The following is a 12,746-nucleotide window of genomic DNA, read 5'->3' as shown; positions in this document are numbered from 1 at the left end:
CCGTCAGAACGGCCGGTCCTCGACGCGCTGGATGTCGAAGCGCAGGTCTTCGCGGCGCAGGCCGTTCTCGCCGCTGAAGATCACCTTGGGGTCGAAGATGCGGCCCGAGGCGGCACCCGCCTTGAGGGTCATCTCGACGTTGCGGGCGCCGCCGAAGGGCAGCTTGCCCCGCTCGGCGGGCTCCGCCTGGGGGTCGGGAAACCAGGCCAGCGCGAAGCGGCCGTCGCCGCGCAGCTCGCAGGTCTCGCCCTTGCACAGCATCTTGCCGTCGAGGGGCGTCGCGGTGGTGCGCGACAGGGTGGTCTCGACCCAGGCGTTGACGAGGTCGCCCTGGGCGGTGGCCGCGAGCCGGACCTGGAGCGGCGTGCGCTGGCCGACGTAGTCGATGAAGCCGGCGTAGACGCGGCTGCTCACCGGCTCGGCGAGCAGGCGCGGCAGGCCGTCCGAGCGCACCCCCGCGAGGCTGCCCTTGGCGCCGAGCACCAGGGCGCGGGCGAACTCGAGGCTCGGCGCATCGCCGAGGGTGGCACCCGCGAGGTAGACCTCGGCCCGCCCGAAATCGATGCCGGTCTTCTCCGCGAGCTGGAAGCCGCGCTCGCGGGCGCTTCCCACGTCCTTGAAGCTTGAGCGGTCCGTCACCTGGAAGGGCGTGACGAGGAGGAAGCGCGGCAGGCCGTGGTTGAGGTCGGCGAGCCGGCCCGCGGTCTGGAGCGCTCCGAGCAGCCCTCCCGTCGGAACCGGAACGGCGGCGATCTCGGCGGCCCGCTTCTGCACCTGCGCCACCGCCCTGGCGATGCCGGAGGCGAAGCCCTCGCGGGCCGCCTTGCCCTTGGCCGCCTGCCCGGTGCCGATGAAGGTGTCGAACAGGGAATCGGCCTTGCCGGCGGCCTGTGCCTCCTCGTGCGAGAGGTTGGGCGAGCAGCCCACGAACAGCGGCACCAGCTCGCTGCCGTCGCGGCGCGCCACCATCACGGTGAACCGCTCGCGGGCGCCGAGCGTGCCGAGGCTCGCCTCCCTGGCGTCGGCGGCCTCCACCACCATGCGCGTCCAGCGCTGGTTGGCCTGCGCCTCGCCGGAGACGATGGCCTCGTCGAGGACGACGACGGTCTGGCGCAGGGAGCGCGGCTCTCCGGCCCTGGGGCAGGTCTGCTCCTGGCGCACCACCTCGTAGGCGGTCGCCGCATGGCCGGAGACCGGCATGAGCAGCCCGGCCACGAGGAGGCACGAAGGAAGGATGTGCGGGACGAGGGTCATGTCCGATGTCCCGCTCAGGCGTGGCCGAGGCCGAGGCGACGGCCGAGGTAATCGTCGGCCTCGAGGTCGCGCCGGGTCCCGATGTCCCCGGAGGCGAGGTCGTCGTGGGTGAAGCGGGTCTGCACCCCGCGTTTGCGCGCCTCGGCGACGAGGCGGTTGCGGTAGCTCTCCAGGAGCCCGAGCACCCGCGCGTCCTGGCGCGCCACGACATCGAAGCGGGCGCGGCAGGCGGCGTAGTTGCGCAGGCCCTTGGCCTGGTCGGCCTCGCGCCGGTCGAGCTGCTCGCGGTCGCGCCGCGCCTGCTCGATGCGCTGCTGCTGCTGGCGCTCGAGGCCCTTGCGGTAGGCGGCCTGGGACTGCGCCTTGAGAAGGTCGAGGCGGGCGCGTTCCTCGGCGAAGTCGGGCACCGGGTCCTCGGTGAACAGCACCCAGGCCACGGCCACGGCGTAGACGGCGAGGTTGCCGATGAAGGCGATCCCGTAGATCGCCACGGTACTGCCACCCTCCTCCCCCAGCGCCGCCTGCCGGTTCAGGGCCTCGGCCACGAGGTAGGAGCGGCTGAAGACGATGGCGGCCGCGCCGATGAGGAACAGGACGGCGGCCACGGCCAGGTGGCGGTAGCTGTCGGCCCGCAGGCGCCGGGTGACGTTGTCGCCGAAGCGCTCGCCCCATTGCCGCAGGATGCGCCCCAGGAGGTGGCTGGAGAAGGCGAACAGGATGGCGATGAGCAGGACCGAGGCGGTGGCGAGCGCCGGCGTCAGGAAGTCGATCCTGAGGAAGGACGACAGGTTGAGCGGAAACTCGAGCAGCATGATCGCCGCCACGCCGCCGTGCTTGAACACCGGGTTCCAGGCGCCGGCATCGCGCCCGTGCTGGGACCTCTTGTACGCGTATTCGGAGCGCAGCCGGTCGATCTCGGTCTCGCGGTCGCGGATCCTCTTGCTCTGGAAGAAGCCGTCGCGCTCGGCGCGCAGGTGGCCCTGCTTGACCTGCTCGATCCGGTCGCGCTCGGCCTCGTAGAGGAAGCCGGGGTTGCCGCCCAGCGTCTCCTGTTCGAAGCCGCGGCGGATCTCGGCGATGGCCGAGACCCGGGCGGAGGCGACGCGGGTGCGGTACCAGATCTCCATGGCCGGGGTCAGCAGGGCCGGGCTGTCGGCCGCGGCCCCGTGCGAGGACGAGAGCGGCACCGTCGGGCAGGCCGCCTCCTCGGCGATCCGGGCCGACAGGTCGGCGGCGACGGGTCCGTCCGCCGACAGGTCGAGGGCCTGGTACTCGGACAGGCTCATCGGTCCGGCCTCGGCACGAGGACGCGCTGCTCGCGCAGGTCGATCACGATGGGGGCGTCGCGGGTGATGGTCACCACGGTCCTTTCCGGGGTTGGAGGGGGCGCGACGACCGCGGGCGACGCGCCTTCCGGCGTCACCGCGACCCGGGCGGGCGGGACGATCGACACGAGGTCGGAGTCCTGGATGGTCGGGAGCGCGAGGGCGACGTCGGCGGGCGCGATCGCTACGGTGCGCCGCTCCGGCAGGGACGAGGTCACCGGCGCGGCCTCGACCCGCGGCAGCAGCGCGAGGGAGCGCAGGCAGGCGGCGCGCTGGCGCGGCTCGGCCCCGGCGCAGACCAGGGCCTCCTGCTTGGCGAGCCAGGCCCCCACCGCCTCGGGCTTGCGGCCGAACAGGAACTCCACCCGCCGGTTGCGGGTCATGGCCTCGTCGGAGGTGTTGGGGACGAGGGGCACCGCCTCGCCGAAGCCGATGCGCCAGATGGTGGCCTGGCGCACGCCGCGGCGCTTGAGCGCCTGGGCCACGGTCTCGGCCCGGCGCACCGACAGGTCGAAATTGTAGGCGTCGCCGCCACGGCTGTCGGTATGGCCGGAGATGAACACCGCCGTGTCCGAGGCCTCGCGCCGCAGCGCCTCGGCGACCACGTCGATCACCGCCTCGGCCTCCGGGCGCAGCTCCGCCCGGTCGGTATCGAAGAACACCTGCTGCCCGAACACCACCCGCAGGACCGGGATGTCGGTGTTGAAGCTCGCGGGCAGCTCACGCCGCGGCACCCGGGATTCGAAGAAGCGCGGGCTGGCGTTCAGGGTCGCGTCCGAGAGGCGCCGCAACCGGGCCGTGCGGTCCTGGTGCTCGAGCAGGACCGTGTCCTGCCACGACAGGATCACGTCCCGGGCCGCTCCCGAGGCGGGCACCAGCAGCAGTGCCGCCAGGACGGCCGCCCGCGACGCTCCGCTGCAGATCGACTCGACGGCCCGCTCCACCCCTGCCCCCGCCACCCTGTCTTGAAGCAACTACAGGTGTGACGCTAAATCTGAGGTTGATTAACCGTCAACAGACGCCCGGCGATAAGCGTGGGGGATGGCGCTCTGTGACCGCCATTGTGGTTTTCGTGCAACGAGACGGTGCATCGATCGGGGGTCGCGACGGCGAACGCCGGCCCGCCCCATGGGGCGGACCGGCGCTCGGTTCGATGAAACCCGACCGCGGTCGCTCAGCCGGCCTTGGACAGTGCCACCGCCACGAAGCGGGTGACGCCCTTGGTGCTCTTCACGCGCATCAGCACGGCCTTGCGCCCGCTCGCCTCGGCGGCGCGGATGCGCTCGGCGACCTCGGACGGCTTCGAGACGCTGGAACCGCCGACATCGAGGATGATGTCGCCCTGCTCGATGCCCTTGGCCGCGGCCGGCCCGTCGGGATCGACCTCCATCACCGCCACGCCCTCTTCGCCGCCGACCTCGGAGGCCGGCGCGAGGCTCAGCCCCAGGCGAGGCTGGCCGTCGCGCTGGCCGCCGCGGCGGTCGTCGTTGGCGGCCTTGGGATCGCTCGGCAGGGCGCCGAGTTCCACGGTCGCCGTGTCGGACTTGCCCGAGCGCAGGTAGGAGAGCTCGACCTTGGCGCCGGGCTTGAGGCCGGCGATCTTGCGCGAGAGCTCCTTGGCGTCGTTGACCGGGTTGCCGTTGACCGACTCGATGACGTCGCCGGACTTGAGGCCGGCCTTGGCCGCCGGGGTGCCGGGCTCGGCATGGTCGACGAGGGCGCCCTTGGCCTTGTCGAGGCCCAGGCCGTCGGCGATGTCCTTGGTCACCGGCTGGACCTGGACGCCGAGGTAGCCGCGGGCGACCTTGCCGTCGGCGCGCAGCTGGTCGACCACCGCCTGCACGGTCTCTGCCGGGATGGCGAAGGCGAGGCCGACGCTGCCGCCCGAGGGCGAAGCGATGGCGGTGTTCACGCCCACGACCTCGCCGACCACGTTGAAGGTCGGGCCGCCCGAGTTGCCCTTGTTGATGGGCGCGTCGATCTGCAGGAAGTCGTCGTAGGGGCCCGCGCCGATGTCGCGGCCGCGCGCCGAGACGATGCCGGCGGTGACGGTGCCGCCCAAGCCGAACGGGTTGCCGATGGCCACCACCCAGTCACCCACCCGCGGCGCGGTCTTGCCGAGGGAGACGTAGGGGTAGGTGCCGCCCTCGGTGATCTTGAGGAGGGCGAGATCGGTCTTGGGATCCTTGCCGATGACCTTGGCGTCGAGGGTGCGGTTGTCGTCGAGGGTCACCTGCACGGTCTTGGCCTTGTCGACCACGTGGTTGTTGGTGACGACGTAGCCGTCGGCCGAGATGATGAAGCCCGAGCCCATGCCGCCGCGCTGGTTCTTGCGCTGGGGCATCTGGCCGCCGGGACCGCCCTGGCCGTTGCCCTGGCCGTTCTGGCCGAAGCGCTTGAGGAACTCGCGCAGCTGCGGCGGCGCGTTCTGCATGCCGCGCCCGCCGGACCCGTCCTCGTCGTCGTCGCCGGCGCCGTCCTCGAGCTTCACCTTCACGGCCACGACGCCGGGCTTCACCCGATCGACGATGCTGGCGAAGGAGCCGGGCGGCTGGTCGGGGATGGTGGCCGAGGGCTTGGAGAGGGCCTGGGCCAGGGCGGGGGTCACGGGCTGAACGACGCTGACGCCGACGGCGCCGGTCGCCATCAGGGCGGCCGCGGCGACGGAGGCGAGCGCAGTGCGGCGCAGGCGGTCGGACTGGACGGGCATGGATCACTCCGGATTGTCGGGGCACCGCGAAGCGGGCCGTGATCCGGTGTATAGCCCCCGGCGCCTGACCTGATCGTGGCGCGAAGGTTACCGTTTGGACAGGTTGGGGAGGGGTGCCGCGGCGAAGCCGTGGAAGGTTCACCGTGCCGCCTCCGCCATGGCCTCCACATCGATCACGCAGCGAACCGGACGTGCCTGGCCCCGCCCGACCGCGGACCCGTAGAAGGCCAGGGTACGCCCGTCCTCGTCATGTCCTCTTCGTGCAGACGGTCGCTGTGCCACCAGACCGGACCCGAGCGGTCGAGGATCGGATCTATGGCGCGGTCCGAGCGGCAGGCCTCGATCTCGGCCCAGCGCGCCTCGCGGTTCACCGGCTCGTCGTCGCGGCGGGCGGGGCGGTGGACGCCGGCAGGGCGCCAACCCCCGCCCGCCACCGCAGGTCCAGCAACAGCCCCGCCGGATGGGTGTCCACCACCGGTGTGATCGGCAGGCCCGCCGCGTCGAGCAGCCGGGCGGTCCAGTGGTTGCACAGGTTGAGTGCCGAGAACCGGCCCTCGCCCTCGTAGAACAGGCTCGGCCCGTAGAGCCCCGGCCCGCCCGCCACCGGCTGGCCGGCCTCCAGGCGGAAGCTCGCGTCGAGGCGGGCCAGCAGCCGGGCGAGCCCGGCCGGCGACAGCCGGATCGGCACGATGTCGGAATGCGGGAAGCTCTCCCGCACGCCGCGCTCCAGTCCCACCACCTGCACGACGCCGCTGCGGCCGCCCGGCGTGAACAGGGCCGCCAGGGCGAGGCCGACGTCGACCTGCGCCAGGGTCGGGGTCGCCCGGTAGAAGCGCGCCTCGCCCCAGCCGAACTCGAGGCGCGGATAGTCGCGAAAGCGGGTGGCGATGGCGCGCAGGGCGCTGCCCGTCCCCTCCCCGGTGAGGGCGTCGCGGGGAATGACCAGGCCCGAGTGCCAGCCGTGGCTGACGAGGTGGATCGTCTCGGCGTCCGCCCCCTCGGCCGGTGGATAGAGCGCCGGGTCGCCGGGGCGCGCGGTGAGGACGGCGGCGAGGATCAGCAGGGTGACGAGGCCCGCGAGGGCACGTCCGAGGCGCGACGGCACCTTCCCGAAGCGCCGGCTCGGCGGAGGATGCCCGTGGTCCGCGCCTCGCGGTGAGCCGGCGGCGACGGCTGTCCGGTCGCCCTGCGCGTCCGGCGGAACCCTCCCCACCCTATCCTTCCCCGTCAGCGGGATGGATCGTCGTCGCGATCGCAGGCGTCGGCCTCACGCCTCCGCCAGTCGCGCCAGCGCCTCGCGGATCTTCTCCAGCCGGGCGGCCTCGGCGTCGCGGCGCTCGCGCTGCTCGTCCACCACCTCGTCGGGGGCGCGGGCGAGGAAATCGGCGTTGCCGAGCTTGGCCTCGATCTTGGCGATCTCCGAGGCCGCCTTGGCCGCCTCCTTGTTCAGGCGCACCACTTCGGCGGCCAGATCGACGATGCCCTCCAGCGGCAGGGCGGCCACCGAGCCGCGCACCAGGAGCTGCACCGCGTTCCTCGGCGCGGTCTGCGCGAAGGTGATCTGCGAGAGGCGGGCGAGGCGCAGGAGCGTGTCCTGCCACTGGCGAGCCCGCGCCCGCAGGGCCTCGTCGGCGCCGACGATCACGAGGGGAATCTGCGCGCCGGCCGGCACGTTCGTCTCGGAGCGGGCCGAGCGGATCTCGGAGACGAGGTCCACCACCCAGCCGATTTCGGCCTCGGCCTGCGGGTCGGCCAGGGTCGACAGGTCGGGCCAGGGTGCCAGCGCCAGGAGCCCGCGCCCGGCGATGCCCTCGCCCTTGATCGCCCACAGTTCCTCGGTGAGGAAGGGCATGAACGGGTGCAGCAGCTTGGCGATCTGGTCGATCAGGAAGGCGACGGTTGCTTGCGTCTCCGCCTTGGAGGCGGCGTCGCCCTCGCCCTGGAGGACGGGCTTGGCCAGCTCGACGTACCAGTCGCAGAAGATGTTCCAGACGAAGCGGTAGGCGGCGGCGGCCGCGTCGTTGAAGCGGTAGGCCTCCAGGGCCGCCGTCACCTCGGCCACCGCGCGGGCGGCCTCGCCCAGCGCCCAGCGGTTCAGGGTCTCGGCGGCGTCCCCGGGCCGGTAGTCGGCCCGCAGGACGCAGCCGTTCATCTCGGCGAAGCGCGAGGCGTTCCAGAGCTTGGTCGCGAAGTTGCGGTAGCCCTCGACCCGGTTGACGCCGAGCTTGATGTCGCGCCCGGGCGCGTTCATGGCGGCGAGGGTGAAGCGCAGGGCGTCGGCGCCGTATTGGTCGATGAGCCCGAGGGGGTCGACGACGTTGCCCTTCGACTTCGACATCTTGGCGCCGGCGGCGTCCCGCACCAGGGTGTGCAGGTAGACCGTCGCGAACGGCACCCGGCCGGTGACGTGGAGGCCGAGCATCATCATCCGGGCGACCCAGAAGAAGATGATGTCTTTGCCCGTCACCAGGGCGTCGGTGGGGTAGAACCGGTCGAGCTCGGGCGTCGCGTCGGGCCAGCCCAGCGTCGAGAACGGCCACAGGCCGGAGGAGAACCAGGTGTCGAGGACGTCCTCGTCACGGGTGAGGGCGGTCGGGCGACCGTGCCGGGCCTCGGCCCGTTCGCGTGCCTCCGCCTCGCTCGTCGCGACGAAGATGCCGCCGTCCTCGTCGTACCAGACCGGGATGCGGTGCCCCCACCACAGCTGGCGCGAGATGCACCAGGGTTCGATGTTCTCCAACCATTGGAAGAACGTCTTCTGGTAGGTATCTGGAACGAAACGGGTTTCTCCGTCTCGCACCGCCTGGAGCGCCCGCTCGGCCAGGGGTTTGACGTTCACGTACCACTGGTCGGTGAGGTAGGGCTCGATGACCACGCCCGAGCGGTCGCCGTGCGGGACGGCATGGGTGTTGGGCTCGGTCAGGCGCAGCCGTCCGCGCTCCTCCATCAGGGCGACGACGCGGGCGCGCGCCGCCTCGCGGTCGAGCCCGTGCAGGGCGAGGGTCTCCGGCTCCGGCGAGGCGCCGGCCAGGAAAGCCTCGTTTCCGTCGAGGGTTATGCGCGCTTGTGCATCCAGGACGTTAATGGCGGTGCAACCGGCGCGCCGGCCGACCTCGAAGTCGTTGAAGTCGTGGGCCGGGGTGATCTTGACCGCGCCGGTGCCTTTTTCGGGGTCGGAATAGGTGTCGGCGACGATGGGGATCAGCCGGCCGACCAACGGAACGCGGACCCGCCGACCCACGAGGGACGTGTAGCGCCCGTCGTCCGGGTGGACCGCCACGGCGGTGTCGCCGAGCATGGTCTCGGGGCGGGTGGTGGCCACCGTGATGACCTCGCCGGTCTCGGCGCCGGCCTCGTCCACGATCGGGTAGTCGAAGTGCCAGAGGTGGCCCTTCACCTCGACCTGCAGCACTTCGAGGTCGGAGATCGCGGTCTGGAACTTCGGGTCCCAGTTCACGAGGCGCTTGTCGCGGTAGATCAGCCCCTGCGCGTGGAGATCGACGAAGACCTTGGTCACGGCCCGGACCATCTGGTCGTCGGGCGCGCCCGAGACGCCCATGGTGAAGCGCTCGCGCGACCAGTCGCAGGAGGCGCCCAGGCGCTTCAACTGGTTGACGATGGCGCCGCCCGATTGCGCCTTCCAGGCCCACACCGTCTCGACGAAGGCCTCGCGGGTCATCTCGCGCCGGCCGGGCTTGCCGGCCTCCGCGAGCTGGCGCTCCACCACCATCTGCGTCGCGATGCCGGCGTGGTCGGTGCCCGGCTGCCAGAGCACGTCGCGCCCGCGCATGCGCTCGAACCGGCACAGGATGTCCTGGAGCGTGTTGTTGAGGGCGTGGCCCATGTGGAGGCTGCCGGTGACGTTCGGCGGCGGGATCATCATGGTGAAGGGCTTGGCGCCGGCGCGGTCGGGCCGGCCCGCCTTGAAGGCTTCGCCGGCCTCCCAGGCGGCCGAGACGCGCGCCTCCACGGCGGCGGGGTCGAAGGTCTTGTCCATCATGACGGAGTCGGGGCCACTTCACGCGGAACGTCGCGTCCGGCCGCTTTCAACCCGTCACGGGGCCCGCGTCAACCGACGCTCGGCGGATCGGCGCTTCAGCGGCCGCGGGCCACGCGCTCGATCTCTGCCCGCACCAGGCGCTCGACCATCACCGGCAGGTTGTCGTCGAGCCAGGATTTGAGCATCGGGCGCAGCATGTCCTGCACGAGGTCCTCCAGCGTGCGGGCATTGTGGCTGAGCACCGTGCTCGCCAGCATGCCGAAGGCCTGGTGGACGCTGGCATCGGTCACCGCCGAGGTGAGGCGGTCGTGCGCGCTCGCCGGCTCGGGCCGGATGTCCCGGTAGGGCTCGTGCCGCACCTCCTGGCGAGCGTCCTGGCGAACCTCCTCGCGGATCTGTTCGCGGATCTCTTGCCGGGGCGCGGGAGCCGGTTCGTCCCAGCTGAGTTCCGGCTCGGGCTCCGGCGCGTCGTCGAAGGAGATCGAGTCGAAGTCGATGACGTCGTCGGCCGTCGCCTCGCGAAAGCCGATCGGCTCCTCCTCGATCGGGGCCGGCTTGCGGATCGGCCGGGCGACCTCGGCGAGATCAAGGATGTCGTCGTCCTGGCGCCTGGGCTGGGGGGAGCGCACGGGCTCCGCGTCCTCGGTCTTAGCGACCTGGTCGTCGGCGATGATGCGGCGGATCGAGGCCAGGATCTCCTCCATGGAGGGTTCCTGGCCCAGCTCCTGGGCCTTGTCCTGCGCCTTGGGGCTCGCTGCACTCATAAGGACGATGCTCGGAGCATAAGGTTAAGGAACGGTTGATCCGGTGGATCACGATGCTCACGCCCGTGGCGGAGCACAAGCCGCGGGACCCTTCCGCAACACCGCGGGCCACAGGAAACCGTCGGCCGGGGTCAGCGCCCGTCGGGGGTCCGCACGCCGTACCAGAGGTCCTTGACCTGGTCGAAATGCTCCTTGGGGGAGTAGATCGCGGTCGGGATCGCGGTGAAGCGCACCGTCAGCCGGCCCACCGCCTGGACGACGCCGTAGGAGTTCACCACCCGGTCGCGCTGGGCGATGATGAGGTTGACGCGCGAGTTGAGCAGTTCCTGTTGCGCGTTCAGCACGTCGAGGGTGGTGCGCTGGCCGACGCGGGCCTCCTCGCGTACGCCGTTGAGTGCCACCTCGTTGGCCTGGACCTGGGCCTGGGAGGCGATCACCTGGGCCTTGGAGGCCTCGAGCTGGCCCCAGGCGGTGACGATCGCCGAGCGGACCTGGTCGCGCACGTCCTCGACGTTGATGCGGGCCTGGCCGACCTGCTCCTTGGCCTGGCGGATCTGCGAATAGGTCTGGCCGCCCTCGTACAGCGGGATCGAGATCGAGCCGACGATGGAGGCGGTGACGCCGTTGTCGCCGGGGAACTGGGTGTCGTAGCGCTGCTGCACCGCGCCCTGCAGGCCGACGCGGGGATAGAGCTGGCCCTCGAAGATCTTCACCTGCGCCTCGGCCACGTCCACCGCATGGAGCGAGGCCAGGATCTGGGGATGCTCCTTGAGGCCGATCCCCACCGCGGCATCGAGGCCGGGAGGCACGAATCGGTCGAGGGGGCGGCCCGGGGCGAGCTGGCGCGGTTCGACGCCGATGCGACGGCGGTAATCGCCGATGGAGGACCGCAGGTTGGATTCGGCGGTGCTCACGCTGGAGCGGGCACCGGCCAGGCGCGCCTCGGCCTGGGCGACGTCGGTGCGGGTGACCTCGCCGACGTTGAAGCGGTCGCGGGTCTGGCGAAGCTGCTCCTCGAGCACCTCGACGTTGTTGCGCTGCAGCTCCAGGTTGGCCGTGTCGCGCAGGACGTTCATGTAGGCCTGCGCCGCGCTGAACAGGGTGTTCATCTCGGTGGCGCGCAGGGACTCGCGCGTGCTCAGCACGTTCGATTCGGCGCGTCGGGTCTGGTTGTTGGTCTGGAACCCGTCGAACAGGTTCTGGTTGATCGTCAGGCCCGCCCCGCCCGGCCGGGTGGTGTTGTTCAGCTGCTGGCCCGAGATGCGGCCCTGGAACTGCTGGATGCCGATGTCGGCGCTGAGGTTGACGGTCGGCCGATACCCGGCCTGGGCCTGGGCCACGTTCTCGTCGGTGGCGCGCAGGCCGGCGCGGCCGGCGTTGAGCACGGGATTGGCGCGGTAGGCCCGCGCCAGGGCGCTCTCGAGCGTCTCGGCGCTCGCGGGGGCCGCCGAAGCGACGGCGAGGCCGGCCAGGGACAATCCGGCCAGCGCCAGACGACCCAGCCCAGGTGCGGCGAAGCCGGCGAGCGCAAGCTCAGCCCGCGTCGCGGAGTTCCGTTCTCTCACGTCCATCAGCCCTTGCGGTTTCTCGATGAACCGGCCGACCGTCCAGCGACGGTCGCGGCGCCCGAGGGTTCCCACTTGACGTCCGTGGGGATCCAGAAAGCGCAGTCCGGGTTGCCCGCCCCGGTGCTCTGTCTAGACGAGCTTGGCACCATCGGCACAGGCCCCGTCGGCCGGTGGGTAAAGAAAGGTGATCGGGTGCCGCATAAAAGCGACACCCGATCGGGGGGCGCGGAGGGCGTCTCATGCCATCTCCGGTTGATCGCGTCGTGATGCGGGAAATGGGCTTCGCTCGGGCGCCGCGCGGGCTTCGCGAGACGGTTCACACTCGATTCGAGCGGAAACCGTCTCAGAAGACGAAGCCGGCGTCGGCCGCGAAGCCCGGCAGGGCCGGCAAGGCCGCGTCGAACAGCGGGCGCGAGCCGAAAGCGGAGCCGGCACGCACGAACAGGGTCGCCTTGGCGGCACGGTCGCGCCCCATCACGCAGACGAGGCGGCCGCCGTCGGCGAGCTGGTCGAGGAGGCCCTGCGGCCGTACCTCGACGCGGCCCTCCACGAGGATCACGTCGAACGGGCCACCCTCGGTCGGGCCCCCGTCGAGGGCGGCCTCGACCACGCTCACGCCGGGCCGGCCGGCCAGTCGCTCCCGGGCGCCCGCCGCCAGGGCGGCGTCGGGTTCGAGGGCGACGCCCTCGGCGCCCAGACCGGAGAGGATCGCCGCCCCGTAGCCGTAGCCGGCGGCGACGTCGAGGAAGCGGGCGCCGGGCTCCACCGCCAGGGCCTGGATCATGCGTGCGAGCAGCATCGGCGCGGGCATCGCCCGGTCCGGTCCCAGCCGCAGGGTCTGGTCGCTGTAGGCGAAGGCCGCCCGGTCCGCCGGTACGAACCGCTCGCGCGGGACCGCGCCGAAGGCGTCGAGGACCGCGACATTGGTCACGTCGAAGGTCCGCAACTGGCAATCGACCATGAGGCGTCGCGCCTGCGCATCATCGAGCATCGGTGCCCTTTCTCCCATGGCCGCCGGGGCGTGCCAAAACTCTCGCAGGACGCATCCGACAGGACGGTCCGAGCTCGGCGGCCGAAGCCCGCGGTTTGTCGGGGATCGGCTCGAGAAACGCAAGGTTCCCGGTC

At 71.8% G+C, this 12,746-nt stretch carries 9 protein-coding genes; all 9 read right to left on the bottom strand.

Features of this window, described 5'->3' with window-relative positions; translation table 11 throughout:
- Positions 1–3: 3 nt before the first annotated feature.
- Entirely contained in the window at positions 4–1,254 is a 1,251-nt protein-coding gene (locus ASG59_RS18550; protein ID WP_056285590.1) for a hypothetical protein, read from the bottom strand.
- Positions 1,255–1,268: 14 nt separating this feature from the next.
- Positions 1,269–2,540 (bottom strand): hypothetical protein, encoded by a 1,272-nt coding sequence (locus ASG59_RS18545; protein ID WP_056410714.1) that lies wholly within the window; start codon positions 2,538–2,540, stop codon positions 1,269–1,271.
- Positions 2,537–3,538: an OmpA family protein gene (locus ASG59_RS18540; RefSeq protein WP_162245470.1), complete on the bottom strand. Its 1,002-nt coding sequence runs from the start codon at positions 3,536–3,538 to the stop codon at positions 2,537–2,539. The genes ASG59_RS18545 and ASG59_RS18540 overlap by 4 nt, the downstream gene beginning before the upstream one ends.
- Before the next feature lie 215 nt (positions 3,539–3,753).
- Complete coding sequence (locus ASG59_RS18535; protein WP_055882504.1) at positions 3,754–5,289, bottom strand: Do family serine endopeptidase; 1,536 nt, start codon at positions 5,287–5,289, stop codon at positions 3,754–3,756.
- Between the two features lie 367 nt (positions 5,290–5,656).
- The gene (locus ASG59_RS18525; protein ID WP_056410706.1) at positions 5,657–6,394 is read right to left on the bottom strand and encodes a DUF2459 domain-containing protein; all 738 of its coding nucleotides are present in this window, start codon (positions 6,392–6,394) and stop codon (positions 5,657–5,659) included.
- A gap of 162 nt (positions 6,395–6,556) precedes the next feature.
- Positions 6,557–9,289, bottom strand: a complete 2,733-nt coding sequence (locus ASG59_RS18520; protein ID WP_056410704.1) for a valine--tRNA ligase — start codon at positions 9,287–9,289, stop codon at positions 6,557–6,559.
- 95 nt (positions 9,290–9,384) lie between these two features.
- Entirely contained in the window at positions 9,385–9,993 is a 609-nt protein-coding gene (locus tag ASG59_RS18515) for a DUF2497 domain-containing protein (RefSeq protein ID WP_055882677.1), read from the bottom strand.
- Positions 9,994–10,184: 191 nt separating this feature from the next.
- A complete protein-coding gene (locus tag ASG59_RS18510) occupies positions 10,185–11,624 on the bottom strand; it encodes a TolC family outer membrane protein (protein WP_082494616.1) in 1,440 nt (479 codons plus the stop codon).
- Positions 11,625–11,964: 340 nt separating this feature from the next.
- Entirely contained in the window at positions 11,965–12,612 is a 648-nt protein-coding gene (locus ASG59_RS18505; RefSeq protein ID WP_055882495.1) for a protein-L-isoaspartate O-methyltransferase, read from the bottom strand.
- Positions 12,613–12,746 lie beyond the last annotated feature (134 nt).

The sequence above is a fragment of the Methylobacterium sp. Leaf466 genome, from assembly GCF_001425565.1.
Taxonomy (GTDB): Bacteria; Pseudomonadota; Alphaproteobacteria; order Rhizobiales; family Beijerinckiaceae; genus Methylobacterium.
Note: the sequence above shows the minus strand (reverse complement) of the source record. Positions and strands in the feature narration are given on the sequence as shown.